This window comes from Mycolicibacterium aichiense (genome assembly GCF_010726245.1).
Taxonomy (GTDB): Bacteria; Actinomycetota; Actinomycetes; order Mycobacteriales; family Mycobacteriaceae; genus Mycobacterium; species Mycobacterium aichiense.
Genome location: NZ_AP022561.1, coordinates 3,872,553 through 3,889,072, shown reverse-complemented (window position 1 = coordinate 3,889,072; position 16,520 = coordinate 3,872,553). Strand labels below are relative to the sequence as shown.

Genomic DNA, 16,520 nt, shown 5'->3' with positions numbered 1-16,520 from the left:
GTGTCCACGATCGACGATCTGCTGCGGTACGACGGCCGCCGGGTGGTCGTCACCGGCTGCGCGTCGGGAATCGGCGCGCAGCTGTGCGATCAGCTGACCGCACTGGGTGCCGAAGTGGTCGGCCTCGACATGCGCCGGCCGTCGAGCGGGGTCGACGAGTTCGTCGAGATCGATCTGGCCGACCCCGGCTCGATCGACCGGGCGGTGAACGCGGTCGGCGGTCCTGTCGACGCGCTGTTCAACGTGGCCGGGGTGTCCTCGGGGATCGGTAACCCCGTGCTGGTCGTGACGATCAACTTCCTGGGCACCCGGCACCTCACCGAGGCGATGCTGCCGCAGCTGCAGCCCGGCGCGTCGATCGTTTGCGTGTCCTCGTTGGCCGCCGCGAACTACCGTGAGAACCTGCCGCAGGCGGCCGGCTTACTGGCGACGGGATCGATGGCAGAGGGTGTCGAATGGTGCCACGACCACCCCGACGCGCTGGCCGACGGCGGTTACCGGCTGTCCAAGGAGGCGATCATCGGTTACGCGGTCACCACTGCCGTGCCGCTGGGCGCCAAGGGTATCCGGATCAATTGCAGCGGACCGGGTGTCACCGACACCCCGATCCTCGACCAGCTTCGGTCTGCTTACGGGCAGGGACGACTCGACGACATCCCCAAGCCCCTGGGCCGGGTGTCGAACCCGACCGAGCAGGCGGCGGTGCTGGCGTTTCTGGGCAGCCGGGCCGCCGGCTACATCACCGGTCAGGTCATCTGGGCCGACGGCGGCAACATCGCGGCGCGGCACGCCGCCGACTACGAGAAGGGATGACCAGGTGCACAGTATGAGCGATTTCCGTCGGGTTGCCGACGACGTCCGTAACTGGGGACGGTGGGGCGACGACGACGAGCTCGGCACCCTGAACTTCATCACCCCCGAGAAGGTCGCTCAGGCAGCCGCAACGGTCCAGAACGGCAAGGTGTTTCCGCTCGGTGTCGACTTCGGATCGTCCGGCCCCCAGGGCGCGTTCCAGTATCGGCAGAACCCCACCCATGTGATGACGATCGACGGCGGCGACGCCAACACGCTGCTGGAGTACGGGCCCACGTGGCTGAGGAACCCGGCGGCCGTGCAGCTGAGCGGGTATTCGACGGCCGGGCCGATGCGATTCAACGACGACATGATCATCATGCCGCTGCAGGCTGCCACGCAGTGGGATGCGCTGTCGCACGTGTACTACGAAGACAAGCTGTACAACGGTTTTCCCGCAGACTCGGTGACCAGTCTCGGCGCGTACTACTTGGGCATCGACAAGGTCGACGGCAAAGGCATCACCTCTCGCGGTGTCCTTCTGGACATCGTGCAGCTGCGCGGGGTACCGACGTTCTGCGAACTTGGCGAGCCGATCACGCCGGCCGAACTCGACGAGGCGGCCCGCAGGCAGGGTGTCACCATCGAACCGGGCGACATCGTGCTGATCCGAACCGGCTGGTGGGCGCGGTTTTTGGAGACCCGTGACGGACGGGAACCCGGCGCGGGACTGGATTGGACCTGCGCGTCGTGGCTACACGATCATCAGGTCGCCGCCGTGGCGGCCGACAACCTGATGGTGGAGAACCCGGTGTCGGGTGTCGACGGCACCATCTTGCCGATGCACATGTTGTGCCTGCGGGATATGGGCTTGATGTTGGGCGAGTACTGGAATCTCACCGAGCTGGCCGCCGATTGCGCGGCCGACGGCCGTTACGAATTCCAGCTCGTCGCGCCCCCGCTGTCGGTCACCGGTGCGGTTGGGTCACCCGTCAACCCGATCGCGATCAAGTGAGCTTCCAGCATCGGACCCTTGTCGTCGACGGCCTGACGACGCACTTCCTCGAGGCGGGCGAAGGTGAGCCGGTCGTACTCCTGCATGGGGGCGAGTTCGGTGTGAGTGCCGAAATCGGTTGGGAAAGAGTGATTCCCGAACTGTCTCGGCACTATCGGGTATTGGCTCCGGACATGCTGGGTTTCGGCGAGTCGGCGAAGGTCGTCGACTTCACCGACGGCCGGGGCATGCGTATCCGGCACATCGCCCGGTTCTGTGCCCTGCTGGGCATCGACTCGGCCCATTTCGTCGGCAACTCGATGGGCGCCATCAATTTATTGGTGGACATGACCTCGGAATCGCCGGTGCTGCCGGTGCGCACTGCGGCCACGATCTGTGGCGGCGGGGAGATTCAGAAGAATCGGCACACCACCGCCCTCTACGACTACGACGCCACCTTCGAGGCGATGCGCGCGATCGTCGAGGCGTTGTTCTTCGACGCGTCGTATCCCGTCGACGATGACTACGTGCGGCGGCGCTACGAGTCGAGTGTCGCGCCAGGGGCATGGGAGTCGTTGGCGGCAGCGAGGTTTCGTCGCCCCGGCCTCGATGTCCCGCCGATGCCGTCCAGCAAGCGGGCCTACGAGCGCATCCGCGTGCCCGTGTTGGTGGTGGAGGGGGCCGGTGACAAGCTGCTGCCCTCGGGATGGGCTGCCGAGATCGCCGGGCAGATCACGGCAGGCCGATCGGCGGTGATCGATGATGCGGGGCACTGTCCACAGATCGAGCAACCTGATGCGCTCGTCGAATTGCTGCTGGGGTTCTTCGCCCAAACCGACAGTTCGCAGAAGAACTCCGAGTAGGAGCCTGCGCAACGTCGATCCCGGCGGACCGCTGACTCGCCCCCAGCTCCGCTCGACGAGATTGAACTGGCGCAGGAGAAGTGCGAGTAACCAGCTGCGTGAGTTCAATCTCGTCAGAGCGCGATGCGTTTCAGCGCGGCTCGGTCGCCGAGATTGACGTTGTGCAGCGTTCTACTCGCACTTTCCCGGCGAAACGCCGGTTTGGGCGACGAGAGTGACCAGCTAGAGCCCGACTCGCTCGATCCCCACGTACGCCGAACTCAATGCCGGCGTCTGCGACAGCGGATCGACGGGGGAGCCCTCGACGAGCAGGTTGCGGTTGACGCCGAACGACACCGGCTCGGCACCGCCGCGTGGGTCGAACACCCGCGAGCCCCAGCCGTGGTCGACGATCACGACGCCGGGCCGGGGCCTGTCGCTGATCACGGCGGTGAGCTCGATCGCACCGATGTCGGAGAACACCCTGACCCGATCCCCGTCGGCGATCCCGAGCGCGGCCGCATCGTGGGAGTTGATCACCGCATGATTGTCCTTGCCCGACGGGTGCAGGCCCGGAATGTCGTTGAGCCACGAATTCATCGAGTGCCGGCGCCGGCTGTTCGCCAGCTGGAACGGACGCCCGGCCGGTGCCACGGGATGCGGTTCGGCGAGCAGCTCGCGGGCCCGGTCCACAAACTCCACGGGTGCGACGTGAATCTTCTTGTCTGCGGTGCGCAATGCCTTTCGGAGATGTCCGAATTCGCGTTTGCCGAACACCCAGCCGTGCGGATGCGCCATGACCGCACGCCAGCTGATCCCGCGACACGACGCGATGATCATCCGGTCGATCCAGTGCGGCCCGAACGCGCACGACGGTTTGCGCGTCACCCTGGCCAGCGCCCGCGTCGCCCTCACGAACCCGTTGACGCCCCGGATTCCCAGGAAGGGCCGCTTCATCGCCAGCGTCAGATCGAGGAAGAACCGCCACTCCTCGCGAGCATCATCCGGTGGGTCGATCGCCCGCCGCCCGTACTGGACGTAGGGTTCGTCGTGCAGGCCGCTGGTGAGCGCCAGCAGATCGTCCCGTTCCAGCCAGTGCGCTGCGGGAAGCAGCCAATGCGCGTGCCGGTGGCTTTCGCGCTGCAGGAAGTCGATCACGACCAATAGATCGAGCTGACCCAGCGCGGCATCCAGACGTGCGCCATCGGGCCCGGAGACGACGGGGTTGCCTGCGTTGATCACCATCACTCGGATCTGCCCCGGCCCGGGAGTGGTGATCTCGCCGGGCAATTCGTCGAGTCCGTGATGGCCGGCCACCATGGGCCGGCCCTGCACCCGGCTGCGATGATCCACCGGCTTGGCGAACGCCGCCAGCTTCAACGCGTCGACGTAGCCACGCTCGAATCGTCGCCCACCCGGCCGGTCCATCCGTCCGGTGATGACGTTGAGGACGTGCCCCAGCCACTCGCCGATGGTCCCGGCCAGATGCAGCGAGACCCCGGTGCGGGTGATCGCCATGGCACCGGGTGCGCCGGCGAAATCGCGTGCCAGCGTCTCGATGTCGGTGCGGGGAATGCCGCAGCGCGCTGCCAGGTCGTCGAGGTCGGCCTCGGCGGCCAACGCGCGTAATGCGGCCATCCCGCCGGCGAGGTCGCGGCAGTCGTCGCGGTGCTCGAGGCCCTCGTCGAGGATCACCTTCACCATGGCGAGCAGCAGCGCCCAGTCCTGGCCGGGGCGGACGGCCAGATGGGTGTCCGCCTTCTCGGCACTCTCGGTGCGGACCGGGTCGACCACCACGATCCTGGCGCCCTGTCGTTGCCGGGCCAGCGCCCGTTTCCAGCCGCCCGGCACCGTCTCCACCCAATTCCACGCGCTGACAGCTGGATTGGCGCCCACCAGAAGGAAGAAGTCGCAGTTGTCGATATCGGAGACGGGGACGAACAACTGTGAGCCGTACATCGCCTGCGCCACGACGTGCAGAGCGTTCTGATCGACCGAGCCGACGTAGTAGCGGTTCTGGCTGCCGATGGCGTCCAGCCAGCCGGTCATGAACAGCAGGTTCGACGACGAGAAGCCGGACGGATTGCCGGTGTAGGTCGCGACGGCGTCGGGACCGCCTGCGGAGATGATCGCCGACATCCGCGCGGAGATGTCGGCGACGGCCTCGTCCCATGTCGCCTCGACGTAGCGGTCGCCCACCCGCCGCATCGGGCGGGTGATGCGGCGAGGGTGTTCGACCAGCTGGGCGGCGGTGCGGCCCTTGGCGCAGAAGTCCGCCCAACTGTGCGGATTCTGTTTGTCCGCAGAGATTTTCACCACCCGCCCCGCCTCGACGGTGACCTCGACACCGCACGAGGCAAGGCAGTACCGGCAGAACGTGTGGACGGTCTGCGGCGGTGTGGGGGTTATTTCAAGCAACTGCCGCCGTCGACGGGCAAGGTGACGCCGGTGATGTAGCGGGCCTCGTCGGACGCCAGGAACAGCACCGCGTTGGCGATGTCCTCCGGCTCCACCCAGCCGATCGGCAGGGTGTGCATCAGCTGACCGACCACCTTCATGTCCTCGGGGCCCGGGTTCTCCAGGTCGGGACGGAACAACTTCATCGTGCCCTCGTTCATGAACAGCGGAGTGTTCACGTTCGTCGGGTGCACCGAGTTGACCCGGATGTTCTGCGCACCCAGCTCGACGGCGAACGTCCGCATCAGGCCGACCACACCATGTTTGGCGGCGACGTAGTGCCCGGTGTGCGGATAAGCCTTGAGCCCGCCCACCGAGCTGGTCAGGATGATCGATCCGCCACGGCCGCCTTCGAGGATGTGCGGCACACCGGCTTTCACCGTCTTCCACACGCCGCCGAGGTTGATGTCGATCATCGCGGTCCAGTCGGTCTCGCTGGTCTTGTCCAGCGTCTGGCCGCCGTTGCCGATGCCGGCGTTGGCCACGATGATGTCGAGCCGGCCCAGGGCGTCCACGCCCGCGTCGACCGCGTTCTTGAGCGCGTCGTAGTCGCGGACGTCGACCTCGGCGGTGTAGATCTGCCGGTTGTGGCCCTTGACCAGGTCGGCGGTCTCGGCCAGATCTTCCGGCGTCGACGCCGCGATCAGGTCGACGGTGTCGATCTTCTTACAGATGTCCACCGCGATGATGTCGGCGCCTTCTGACGCAAGCCGCACCGCGTGCGCGCGACCCTGCCCGCGTGCCGCGCCGGTGACGAACGCGACTTTGCCCTCTACCCGTCCTGCCATGATTGTTCAGTCCCTTCGTAGGTGATGGATGTCAGGGGACGATCGTCGGCATGGCATCCCAGCCTCGGACCGCGGTGGTCTGAGACTTCTTCGCGCCCGCCCAGTCGACCTCCCAGGTGGGGAAGCGCTTGAGGATCTCTTCGAGCGCGATTCGACCCTCCATCCGGGCCAGCGCGTTGCCCATGCAGAAATGGGTACCGGCCCCAAAAGTCATGTGCGACTTGAGTTCACGGTGAATGTCGAATACGTCGCCGTCGGGTGCGAACCGGCGATGGTCGCGGTTGGCCGCGCCAACCAGCATCAGCATCGCCGACCCCGCGGGGACGGTCTGGCCGTAGTACTGGACGTCGCGGGTGACGTAGCGGGCGATCTGCAGAGCGGGCGGTTCCCAGCGCAGGATCTCTTCGATCGCCTGCGGGATCAAGCCCGGGTTCTCGGCGAGTTCACGACGCTGGTCGGGGTATTCGGCCAGGGTCTTTCCCGCCCAGCCGATCAGACGGGTGGTGGTCTCGGACCCGGCCGTCGCAATCACCGTCAAGTACAGCAGCAATTCCTCGCGCTGCAACCGCCGAACTGTGCCGGTCTCGTCGGTGAATTCGGCGTTGAGCAGATCGGTCATGATGTCGTCCGACGGGTGATCGCGCCGGTAGTCGATGAATTCGGCGAACACCTCGCCGGTGGCCAGCAGATCGACTTCCTTTTTCTGCAGCGTCGCCTCGCCGTGATCGGTGATCGCGCGCTGGCGGTCCTCCGGAATGCCGAGGAGCATGCCGATCACCCGCATCGGCATCTGCTCGCCGAGGTCGTTGACGAAGTCGAACCGGCCGGTACCGATCAGGGGATCCAGGCACCGGGTGGTGAATTCGCGGATCTGCGGCTCCAGCGCGGCAACCTTGCGCGGGGTGAACACTCGAGACAACAAATTGCGGTGGATGTTGTGGATCGGCGGATCCTCGAAAATCAAAGTGCCGGGCGGAATCTCCATGCCGGACTTGATGATCTCCAGCAATGCGCCGCGGCCGGAGATGAACGTTTCGTGGTCGATGACGGCCTTGTTGACATCGTCGAACCGGCTCAGCGCATAGAAGTCGAGATCCGCATTGTGGTACAGCGGTGCTTCCTCGCGCAGGCGCGCAAACATCGGAAACGGGTTGATGTTCTGGTCGACGTCATAGGGGTCGTAGTGAAGATCGTGAGCGGCACTGACTGTCACCGGAATGTTCCTCCCATGGGCCATCGGTGGAGCAACAATTGCAGTTCTGTTCAAAACGTGTCAATGGCATGTGCGGAATGCGTGAGCTTTGCTGACCAAGTGAGAGAACATCGTTCTCATCCCGCTCGCTTACGTGGTCGCAGCCGTTTGGTCGGCTAGCTCGTGACCAGGTTGAATAGGGGAGTGTCGCGCAGCGAATCGTCCATGAGAGCCCAGGTATGACGCTCGTTGCCGGTGTGGACTCGTCCACCCAATCCTGCAAGGTCGTGATCTGCGATGCGGACACCGGCGCGGTCGTGCGATCGGCCAGCACAGCGCATCCTCCCGGCACCGAAATCGACCCCGAAGACTGGTGGCAGGCTCTGCAGAACAGCGTGGCCCAGGTCGGGGGCCTCGACGACGTCGCCGCGATATCCATCGGTGGTCAACAACACGGGATGGTCTGTCTCGACGACCGTGGCGCCGTCGTACGACCCGCGCTGCTGTGGAACGACACCCGCTCGGATATTGCCGCGGCCGACTTGCTGTCGGACTCGGGTGGGGCGGCGTGGTGGGCCGATCAGATCGGTGTCGTGCCAGTCGCTTCGATCACGGTGGCCAAGCTTCGCTGGCTGGCCGACCACGAACCGGGTAACGCCGACTCGACCGCCGCGGTCTGTCTCCCGCACGATTGGCTGACCTGGCGACTGCGCGGTACCACCGACATCGGTGAGTTGTGCACCGACCGCAGTGACGCCAGTGGCACCGGCTATTACTCGGCGGCGACCGGTGCGTACCGAGACGATGTGCTCACCACCGCCATGCGCGGCCGCAGGCCTGCCTTGCCGCGGGTCCTGGGTCCGCACGAGCCGGCCGGGCAGACCGCCACCGGCGCGGTGTTGGGGCCTGGCGCCGGGGACAACGCCGCCGCCGCATTGGGGCTCGGTGCCGGTGTCGGTGACTGCGTCGTTTCGTTGGGCACCTCCGGAGTCGTCAGCGCCGTGAGCGAAGCGGCGCCGCGTGACCCTGAGGGGCTGGTTGCCGGCTTCGCCGACGCGACGGGGCGGTATCTGCCGCTGGTGTGCACACTCAACGGCGCCCCGGTGCTGGCCGCGGTCTCGGACATGCTGGGGGTGACCCTCGAGGAATTCTCCCGCCTGGCGCTGCGTGCGCCTGCCGGTGCCGAGGGCCTGATCTGGGTGCCCTACTTCGACGGCGAACGCTCACCGAACCTGCCCGCCGCCTCCGGTGCGCTGCACGGTGTGACCAGTCGTAATCTGTTGCCGGCCAACGTAGCCCGCGCTGCCGTTGAAGGATTACTCGCCTCGACGCGGTTCTGTCTGGACAAGATCGCCGAGCAGGGAGTCGGCGCCGAACGGGTGATGATCGTCGGCGGCGGCGTGCGCTCCGAAGCGATCCGGCGGATCGCGCCGGCTGTGCTGTCCATGGCGGTCGAGGTACCCGAACCGGGCGAGTACGTCGCACTCGGTGCCGCCCGTCAGGCGGCGTGGACGCTGACCGGCGGCGACTGCCCGGCGTGGTCGTCGGTCCCGTCCGTGGTCTATGAAGCAGAGCCGACTCCAACGGTGATGGAGCGCTATCAGGATGCCTGCCTGCTGACGCTGGGCCGAGACAGATAGCGCCGCACGGTGCGCCCACGCACCCCCGAGAGGATCTCGTAGTCGATCGTGCCCGCGGCGCGTGCCCAGTCCGCGGCGGTCTGCTCGCCGGTGATTCCAGAACCGAACAGCACCGCCCGGTCACCCTCGGTCACGCCGGTTGCGCCGGGCCCGAGGTCGACGACGAACTGGTCCATACAGACTCGTCCCGCACTGGGGAATCGTCGCCCGCCGATCATCACTGCGAACCCGTCCGACAGCACCCGAGGGATGCCATCGGCATACCCACAGGCGACGACCGCGATCGTGGTGTCGCGCGGCGCAATCCACATGTGGTTGTACGAAACTCCCTGTCCTGCCGAGATCTTCTTGACGAGCGCGATCTCGGCCGTCAGCGTCATCGCCGGTTCGAGACCGAAATCGCCGAGCTGTGGCAGGGGGGTGCGCCCGTAGATGGCGATTCCGGCGCGAACCAGATCGCGCGACAGATCCGGGCGAGTCAGTGCCGCAGCTGAATTCGACACGTGCACCACCTGTGCGGGTGTGCCGGCCCGGCGCAGATCTGACACGCAGTCATCCAGATGTGCCGCCTGCCGAGTATTCAGCGGATGATCTGGTTCATCACCTCTGGCAAGGTGTGTCATCGCGGTCCGCATCACCACCGAACCGGATGCCACACATGTGGCGACGCCGCCGCACAGCTGCGGCCACTCGGGTAGCCCGGCGCCGCCGCGTCCGAGACCGGTGTCGACCTTCACCCCGATCGTCGCGGCGGTGCCCACGGATTCGGCTGCCGCCGCCACAGCCGACAACTGACGGACCGAGGACACCACCACTTCCACGTCCGCGGCAACCGCGGCAGCGAAATCGGTTGTGGGCGTGTGGAGCCAGGCAACGATCGGAGCGGACACCCCGTCGCGGCGCAGTACCAGGGCCTCGTCGACCGTGGCGACGCCGATCTCGGCCGCACCGGCCGCCAGCGCGGCGCGCGCGACCTGGGTGGCGCCGTGGCCGTAGCCGTCGGCCTTGACAACGGCCATCACGCCCGAGCGCGCCCGGTCACCCACCACGCCCACGTTGTGGGCGATCGCGCCCAGGTCGACGACGGCCTCGACGGCCGCCATGTCAGTAGTCGATGGCTTCGATGAGGGGCGACGGCTCGTCCATCAACGCCCAGAAGCGATCCCGGATCGCCACCGTCAATGGGCCTGGTCGGCCGTCACCGAATGCGTCGCCGTCCAGTGAGACGATCGGCGTCACGCCGCCCGCCGTGGTCACCGCCATCAACTCGTCGGCATCGTAGAGTTCGCGGCTGGTCACGTCGCACAAGGTCGCTTCGATGCCCATGCCGTCGGCGATCTCGAAGACCGTCTTGCGGGTGATCCCGGGCAGCGCGTTGCGCGACGGGGAGAACAGCTTCCCATCCTTCACGATCACGACGTTGAAGCCAGGTCCTTCGGCCACGCAGTTGTCGGCGTCGAGCAGGATGGCGGTGCGGGCCCCGCGGTCCTTGGCCTCGAAGCTGGCCGCGGTGAGATCGCCCCACTGATAGTTCTTGATCGTCGGGTCGACGGTGTTGCGTCCCGCCCGCCGGACGTGCCGCGGCACGACGGCGGTTGTCCCGAAGATCTGTTCCTCGGGCGGAAATGCCCACAGGTAGGGGATCGCGTAGATGTAGACCTGGTGGTTGAGCTTGGACAAGTCCTTCTCGCCCTTGCGTTTTCCGTAACCACGGGTGACGGTCAGGTTGACGAACGACTCTCGAAGTCCCGACAGCGCGACGCAGCGCTTGGTGATGTCGGCCAGCTCCTCCTTGGTCATCCCGGCGTCCAGTCGCAGCTTGCGAGCGCCGTCGAGCAGCCGGTCCAGGTGATCGCCGAGCCGGAAGATGTTGCCATGCCAGACATGCGCGACGGTGTAGGTCAGGTCGGAGTGCCCGAAACCGGTGTCGAAGATGGAGATCCGCGCCTCGGAGGCCGGCACGTACTCACCTTCGATCCAGGCGGCGCCGCCCGCGAATTCGGTGGAGTAGTCCAACTCGTAGTCGCTGTATTGGATCACCGACCCGGGCGGGGTGTCCTCGCGGATGGCGCCAGGCTCGACGCTGACCAGATTGCTGGTGGCGAAATCGGTGTGAATCGTCATGTGGGTGCTTCCTTTTCGGAGTTAGTCGTTGACGAGGTGGGTGCGGGCGAAGTCCGATCCGGCGTCGCCGCGGCTGAGCCGGCCGCGAAGTCCGGTGCCCCACCACAGGGCACCGACAGCGACGATGCCGAGGAACACCCAGCCATTGCCGGCGAACTGCGGCAGGAATATCAACGCCACTGCGACGCTGAGGAACACGATCAGCGCGGTGACGTAGACCGGTACGCGGAAACGGCCCAGATCGAAGGTGCCCGGTTCGCCCTGCGGGATGGTGCCCTTGCGCACGCCAATCAGCAGGCCGATCGTCTGCAGGATGTAGACCGAGAAGAACAACAGTGAGGCGATACCGAGGATGTAGTTGAACGCCTTCTCGTTGACCAAAGCGGACAGCAGCAACACTGTGGACAGGCATCCGAGACCGATGACCGCGTACGTGGGGGTCTTGCTCTTGGCTGAGACGTGACGCCACAGGTGGGAGGCCGGCAGCATGTTGTCGCGTGCCATCGAGTACGTCAACCGGGTGGCCACCAGAATGTTGGACAGCAGACACGCCAGGATGTTGGTCAGTGCCACTGCCACAACGATTTTGGTGACAACGGGGCCGGCCTGCTGGTTGATGATCTCCTCGATCGGCGCCGCCGAGTTGGCTTCGACGGCCGCCTCGTCGCGGATCGCCAGGACGTAGACGACGTACATCAGCAGCTCGATCACGATCGAGGTGACCAGTGCGTAGAACATGGTGCGTGGGACCACGTGGCGGGCGTTCTTGGTTTCCTCGGCGACGTCGGCACCGGACTCCACGCCGATCAGGCCGAAGAACGGGCCGAGTGCGGCGGCCAGCCAGGCCACTACGTAGGAGTCCTTGTCGCCAGACTCACCGCCGGTGAACAGTACCGAGATGGGTTGGTGGTGGTCGGGGGCGGAGAACGCGATGATCGCCACCAACAGTGTCGCGCCGACGGTGACGATGAGCTCCAGGCTCACACCGATGTTGTTGACCATGGTGGCGAAGCGCACGCCATAGATGTTTATGAGCACGCAGAGGAACACCACGCCGATGGCCACCACGATCTGTTCGCTCTGGGTCATGTTCCAGCCGAACAGGCCGCCGAGGTAGCCCGACAGGATGAAGCCGACGCCCGTCATGCCACTGATCCAGCCGAGCAGAGCGACGAACCCGGTGAACCAGCCGAGACTGGGCCCGTTGATCCGGCTGGTCCACTGGTAGGCGTAACCGGCGAGCGGGATCTTCGCGGTGAGGTCCGCGGCGATGAACGCCCATAGGGCGAACACCATGCCGGCCAACAGCAGAGTCCAGACGAAGGGCCCTCCGGCCGTGAAGTATCCGGCGCCGAATCCGGTGAAGACCGCGGTGGTGGCACTGATGGTGGCGAATCCGATGGCGAACGACGCAAGGGAGCCCACCGACCGGTCAAGTCGCTGCTGGTAGCCGAACTCGGCGAGCCGGGCGTCTTCGCTTTCGCCCGGTCGGGCTGGGGGTGGTAGCGGTGAATGAGTGGAGGGGGTCAGCGCATCGGTCATGGTCACTCCAGGTCAGGGCGGCTCATAGAACAACTGAAGCCAGGAAAACCCGCCGTGAACGGTTTCGGAAGTTCCACATTTCAATGGACTTATAAGCGTGGTTTATCAACGGGTTCTTCGCCGAAGTTCCAGTGCTCCTGAACGTGCGAGACCAGCGCCGCTGCCTGCGGAGACAGCCGCGCGGGGTGCCACGCCAGCGCGGTGTAGCTGGGCGGGCGCCCGGTGATCGGCACGTAAACAATTCCGGGGCGGTCGTAGAAATGCGCCACTGACGATGTCGTGAAGCTGATCCCGAGGCCGCGGGCGATCATCGTGGTCTCGGCTTCGTATGTCGCGGCGATGCCGGCGATCGACGGCGGGCGGTTGCCACGTGCGTCCATCGCCAGCCAGTAGTCACGCCAGACGCCGGCGGTCATCGGTGCGCACACGATCGGTTCGTCGAGCAGGTCGGTGATGTCGACCTCGGTGCGGGTGGCCAGCCGGTGATCCCTTGGCAGGCACGCCACCCAGCTCTCGGCGTCCAGAAGAAGCATCCGGTGATCGGGCAGATCCACCGGTGGCCGGATCAGCGCGACCTCTGTGCTTCCGTCACCGAGACCAGCGGTGGGGTCGGCGAAGTCGTACTCGCTGGGTTCGACGACCACGCCCGGGTGGGCCGCCTCGAAATGCCGAACGATGCGAAACAACAGATCTGCTCCGGTACCGATCAGGTAGCCGAGTCGCAACACGCCCTGCTGTGTCCCCGACATCGTCACCAGGTTGGCGACGACGGCGTCAACACCGCTGAGCGCCTGCTGCACCTGGGGGAGCCACGCTGCGCCCAAATCCGTCAACGCGACCTCGCGGGTGTTGCGGGTGAACAACGCGACACCGAACTGGAGCTCGAGTTGTTTGATCGCCGTCGACAACGCCGGCTGGGTGATGAACAACTTGTCGGCGGCGCGCCGATAGTTCAGCTCGGTGCCGAGGACCGCGAAGTACCGCAACTGGCGCAACGTGACATCGGCTTTCGTGGTGCCCTCCAGGCTCGAGACTCATCGTGAGCTTCCAGTGTGCGTCGATCTCGGCGAGATTGACGTATTTAAATCACACGCTTGACTTACCTCGCGGGCTGCGAGTTGACTGCGTACGCGCACCGGATCGGCGTGCCGACGAGAGGGATTGGGCTGTCATGGGCAACGAATTGGCAGGCAAGATCGCGGTGGTCACCGGCGGTGCGTCGGGCCTCGGGGCTGCCATTGTCGAGCGATTTCTGGCCGAGGGTGCCGCCGTCGCGTTCGGCGACATCGACGCCGAACAGGGGCGCGCCCTGGCCGACGCGCACGGCGCCAAAGCGCTGTTCCTGCCGACCGATGTGGCCGACACCGAGCAGCTCACCCGCCTGATCGACACTGCGGCCGAGGAGTTCGGCGGCCTCGACGTGATGGTGAACAACGCCGGGATCTCCGGAAAGATGCACCGGAGTTTTCTCGACGATCACCTCGACGACTTCGAACGGGTGATGGCGGTCAACCTCAAAGCCGTGATGGCCGGGACCCGGGATGCTGCCCGGCGGATGACCGAGCGTGGCGGCTCCATCATCAACCTGACCTCGATCGGCGGAATCCAGGCCGGCGGGGGTGTGATGACCTATCGCGCGTCGAAGGCCGCGGTCATCCATTTCACCAAGTGTGCCGCGATCGAATTGGCCAACTACGAGATCCGGGTGAACTGCCTTGCGCCCGGCCACATTCGGACGGCCATTGTGTCGAAGTCCGCGCACGGCATGGATCCCGAGCAGGTGGCGAAGTTCGAAGCGGGCATTCGCGCCACCATGCGCGCCGACCGGCCACTGGAGCGGGAGGGAACTGCCGAGGACGTGGCCGAAGCGATCCTGTACTTCGCAGGCGACCGCTCGCGGTACGTCACCGGCACCGTTTTGCCGGTCGACGGGGGAACCGCGGCGGGCAAGCCGGTGCCGAAGAAGAAAAAGCCGGCAGATTCTTAAATCAATCGCTTGACTTAATCACGATCACGGCGTTGACTGACGTGCGATGACCACCGCCACCACCTCTTCGGGGGGCACCCGCACCGATCGGGCAAGCCTCACCCGTGAAGCGATCCTCACCGCCGCCGAGCGGCTCTTCGCCGAGCACGGCGTCTTCGCGGTCTCCAACCGTCAGGTCAGCGAGGCCGCCGGGCAGGGCAACAATGCGGCCGTCGGCTACCACTTCGGTACCAAGACCGACCTGGTCCGCGCGATCGAACACAAGCACGCCGTTCCGGTGGAGAAGCTGCGTGAAGAGCGGATCGCCGCGATGCCCGGCACCGGAATCGGCCTGCGCGACTGGGTCGAATGCCTGGTGCTGCCGTTGACCGATCACCTGACCGAGTTGGGCAACCCCACCTGGTATGCCCGGTTCGCCGCGCAGGTGATGGCCGACCCGGCCTACCAGAAGACCGTCACCCGTGACGCGCTGGCATTGCCCGCTCTGATCACGGTGGTGGAGGGCATCAACCGGTGCCTGCCGGAGGTGCCGGGCCATGTGCGGATGGAACGCAACATCATGGCGCGCAACCTGTTGATGCACACCTGCGCGGAATACGAGCGGGCTCTTGCCGAGGATTCGCCACTGCCTCTGACCAATTGGCGCACAGCCGCTTCCGGACTCGTCGATGCGATCGTCGGACTGTGGCTGGCTCCTGTGACACGACAAGGCTAGTACCACGATGAACGTCACCGTCGACCAGAACAAGTGCGTTTCCTCCGGTCAATGCGTGCTCAACGCGGCCGAGGTCTTCGATCAGCGTGACTCCGACGGTGTCGTTGTGCTGCTCGAAACCAACCCGCCTGCAGATCAGCAGGACAACGCGCGCCGGGCGGCCGCGGCTTGTCCCGCGCAGGCCATCTACGTCGAGGAGTGAGGCATGTCGGACACATTGACGTCTGAGGCGACCGACGCGGCAACCGCCCCTGAGTACCCGATGGAGCGCGAGGCCGGATGCCCGTTCGCGCCGCCATCCCCGATGCTCAAGATGAACGAGACCAAACCCCTGTCGCGGGTGCGGATCTGGGACGGCAGCACGCCGTGGCTGGTCACCGGATATGAGGCGGTCCGCACGCTGTTCGCGGACCCACGGATCAGTGTCGACGACCGGATCGATGGCTTCCCGCACTGGAACGCGCACATGCTCGCTACCGTGAACAAGCGGCCTCGTTCGGTCTTCACCTCCGACGCCGAGGAACACACGCGCTTCCGGCGGATGTTGTCCAAGCCGTTCACGTTCCGGCGGGTGGAGACGCTGCGCAGTGTGATCCAGCAGGTCACCGACGAGTGCATCGACGACATCCTGGCCGGGCCCAAGCCCGTCGACATGATCAAGAAGCTCGCCTTGCCGGTGCCGACCCGGGTGATCAGCGACATGCTCGGCGTGCCCTACGAGGACCACGAGTTCTTTCAGGAACACGCCAACGCCGGGTTGGCCCGCAACGCCGCCGCCGACGCCATGCAGAAGGGTGCGATGAGCCTGCACCAGTATCTGATCAACCTGGTGGAGAAAAAACAGCAAGAGCCCGCTGAGGACGCCATTTCCGATCTCGCCGAACGGGTCTCCGCGGGCGAGATCAGTGTGAAGGAGGCCGCCCAGCTGGGTACCGGCCTGCTGATCGCGGGTCACGAGACCACCGCCAACATGATCGGGCTCGGTCTGTGTGCCCTGCTGGTGAACCCGGAACAGGCTGCGCTGCTGCGTGATTCCGACGACCCGAAGTTCGTCGCGAACGCGGTAGAGGAACTGATGCGCTTCCTGTCGATCATTCAGACCGGTCAGCGCCGGGTGGCCCTCGAGGACATCGAGATCGGCGGCGAGACCATCAAGGCCAATGAAGGTGTCATTCTCGATCTCGCCCCGGCGAACTGGGATCCCGCGATGTACCCCGATCCCGGCACGCTCGACCTGACCCGTGATGCCAGCCAGCAGTTGGGTTTCGGCTACGGCCGGCACCAGTGCGTCGGCCAGCAACTGGCCCGTGCCGAGATGCAGATCGTGTTTCCGACCGTGTTGCGCCGGATCCCCGAGATGAAGCTGGCGATCCCGTTCGACGAGGTGCCGTTCGCGGAAGACCGCCTTGCCTATGGCGTTTACGAGCTTCCCGTTACTTGGTGACAA

General features: G+C 65.8%; 15 protein-coding genes. 8 read left to right on the top strand and 7 right to left on the bottom strand.

From position 1 onward, the window contains the following. From G6N32_RS18820 to G6N32_RS18810, 3 genes are read left to right on the top strand one after another with little or no spacing between them, the layout of a single operon-like run. Positions 1-813: a coniferyl-alcohol dehydrogenase gene (locus G6N32_RS18820; RefSeq protein WP_115320880.1), complete on the top strand. Its 813-nt coding sequence runs from the start codon at positions 1-3 to the stop codon at positions 811-813. Positions 814-826: 13 nt separating this feature from the next. Then, a complete protein-coding gene (locus tag G6N32_RS18815; RefSeq protein ID WP_276048318.1) occupies positions 827-1,807 on the top strand; it encodes a cyclase family protein in 981 nt (326 codons plus the stop codon). Beyond that, entirely contained in the window at positions 1,804-2,649 is an 846-nt protein-coding gene (locus G6N32_RS18810) for an alpha/beta fold hydrolase (protein WP_115320878.1), read from the top strand. Before G6N32_RS18815 ends, G6N32_RS18810 begins: the two co-directional genes overlap by 4 nt. 222 nt (positions 2,650-2,871) lie before the next feature. Here the strand turns inward: G6N32_RS18810 and G6N32_RS18805 are convergent, their stop codons facing one another. From G6N32_RS18805 to G6N32_RS18795, 3 genes are read right to left on the bottom strand one after another with little or no spacing between them, the layout of a single operon-like run. Next, a complete protein-coding gene (locus G6N32_RS18805; RefSeq protein WP_232077172.1) occupies positions 2,872-5,046 on the bottom strand; it encodes a molybdopterin-containing oxidoreductase family protein in 2,175 nt (724 codons plus the stop codon). Continuing rightward, positions 5,034-5,873: a mycofactocin-coupled SDR family oxidoreductase gene (locus G6N32_RS18800; RefSeq protein WP_036344180.1), complete on the bottom strand. Its 840-nt coding sequence runs from the start codon at positions 5,871-5,873 to the stop codon at positions 5,034-5,036. The genes G6N32_RS18805 and G6N32_RS18800 overlap by 13 nt, the downstream gene beginning before the upstream one ends. Positions 5,874-5,904: 31 nt before the next feature. Continuing rightward, on the bottom strand, positions 5,905-7,110 hold the full coding sequence (locus G6N32_RS18795) for a cytochrome P450 (protein ID WP_115320877.1): 1,206 nt from the start codon (positions 7,108-7,110) through the stop codon (positions 5,905-5,907). A gap of 194 nt (positions 7,111-7,304) precedes the next feature. On the opposite strand from G6N32_RS18795, the gene G6N32_RS18790 reads away from it, so the two are divergent. Continuing rightward, a complete protein-coding gene (locus G6N32_RS18790; protein WP_115320876.1) occupies positions 7,305-8,705 on the top strand; it encodes a xylulokinase in 1,401 nt (466 codons plus the stop codon). Here G6N32_RS18790 and alr read toward each other — a convergent pair. From alr to G6N32_RS18770, 4 genes are all read right to left on the bottom strand, one after another. After that, a complete protein-coding gene (alr, locus tag G6N32_RS18785) occupies positions 8,666-9,808 on the bottom strand; it encodes an alanine racemase (RefSeq protein WP_115320875.1) in 1,143 nt (380 codons plus the stop codon). The two genes, G6N32_RS18790 and alr, sit on opposite strands and share 40 nt — an antisense overlap. Position 9,809: 1 nt before the next feature. After that, a complete protein-coding gene (locus tag G6N32_RS18780) occupies positions 9,810-10,829 on the bottom strand; it encodes an aminotransferase class IV (RefSeq protein WP_115320874.1) in 1,020 nt (339 codons plus the stop codon). A 21-nt stretch (positions 10,830-10,850) separates the two neighbouring features. Further along, positions 10,851-12,371: an APC family permease gene (locus G6N32_RS18775; protein WP_115321406.1), complete on the bottom strand. Its 1,521-nt coding sequence runs from the start codon at positions 12,369-12,371 to the stop codon at positions 10,851-10,853. 89 nt (positions 12,372-12,460) lie between these two features. Beyond that, positions 12,461-13,366: a LysR family transcriptional regulator gene (locus G6N32_RS18770; RefSeq protein ID WP_197935744.1), complete on the bottom strand. Its 906-nt coding sequence runs from the start codon at positions 13,364-13,366 to the stop codon at positions 12,461-12,463. A gap of 176 nt (positions 13,367-13,542) precedes the next feature. On the opposite strand from G6N32_RS18770, the gene G6N32_RS18765 reads away from it, so the two are divergent. The 4 genes from G6N32_RS18765 to G6N32_RS18750 are packed head-to-tail and all read left to right on the top strand — an operon-like array spanning position 13,543 to position 16,517. Then, positions 13,543-14,358: an SDR family NAD(P)-dependent oxidoreductase gene (locus G6N32_RS18765; RefSeq protein ID WP_115320872.1), complete on the top strand. Its 816-nt coding sequence runs from the start codon at positions 13,543-13,545 to the stop codon at positions 14,356-14,358. Between the two features lie 46 nt (positions 14,359-14,404). Beyond that, positions 14,405-15,073 (top strand): TetR/AcrR family transcriptional regulator, encoded by a 669-nt coding sequence (locus G6N32_RS18760; RefSeq protein ID WP_115320871.1) that lies wholly within the window; start codon positions 14,405-14,407, stop codon positions 15,071-15,073. A 7-nt stretch (positions 15,074-15,080) separates the two neighbouring features. Continuing rightward, entirely contained in the window at positions 15,081-15,275 is a 195-nt protein-coding gene (locus G6N32_RS18755) for a ferredoxin (protein ID WP_115320870.1), read from the top strand. A 3-nt stretch (positions 15,276-15,278) separates the two neighbouring features. Continuing rightward, complete coding sequence (locus G6N32_RS18750; protein WP_115320869.1) at positions 15,279-16,517, top strand: cytochrome P450; 1,239 nt, start codon at positions 15,279-15,281, stop codon at positions 16,515-16,517. Positions 16,518-16,520 lie beyond the last annotated feature (3 nt).

Coding starts and splice junctions, on each gene's coding strand:
- G6N32_RS18790 (WP_115320876.1), top strand. CDS start 7,305: ATGACGCTCGTTGCCGGTGTGGACTCGTCCACCCAATCCTGCAAGGTC.
- G6N32_RS18755 (WP_115320870.1), top strand. CDS start 15,081: ATGAACGTCACCGTCGACCAGAACAAGTGCGTTTCCTCCGGTCAATGC.
- G6N32_RS18750 (WP_115320869.1), top strand. CDS start 15,279: ATGTCGGACACATTGACGTCTGAGGCGACCGACGCGGCAACCGCCCCT.
- G6N32_RS18815 (WP_276048318.1), top strand. CDS start 827: ATGAGCGATTTCCGTCGGGTTGCCGACGACGTCCGTAACTGGGGACGG.
- alr (WP_115320875.1), bottom strand. CDS start 9,808: ATGGCGGCCGTCGAGGCCGTCGTCGACCTGGGCGCGATCGCCCACAAC.
- G6N32_RS18775 (WP_115321406.1), bottom strand. CDS start 12,371: ATGACCGATGCGCTGACCCCCTCCACTCATTCACCGCTACCACCCCCA.
- G6N32_RS18760 (WP_115320871.1), top strand. CDS start 14,405: ATGACCACCGCCACCACCTCTTCGGGGGGCACCCGCACCGATCGGGCA.
- G6N32_RS18800 (WP_036344180.1), bottom strand. CDS start 5,873: ATGGCAGGACGGGTAGAGGGCAAAGTCGCGTTCGTCACCGGCGCGGCA.
- G6N32_RS18765 (WP_115320872.1), top strand. CDS start 13,543: ATGGGCAACGAATTGGCAGGCAAGATCGCGGTGGTCACCGGCGGTGCG.
- G6N32_RS18795 (WP_115320877.1), bottom strand. CDS start 7,110: ATGGCCCATGGGAGGAACATTCCGGTGACAGTCAGTGCCGCTCACGAT.
- G6N32_RS18780 (WP_115320874.1), bottom strand. CDS start 10,829: ATGACGATTCACACCGATTTCGCCACCAGCAATCTGGTCAGCGTCGAG.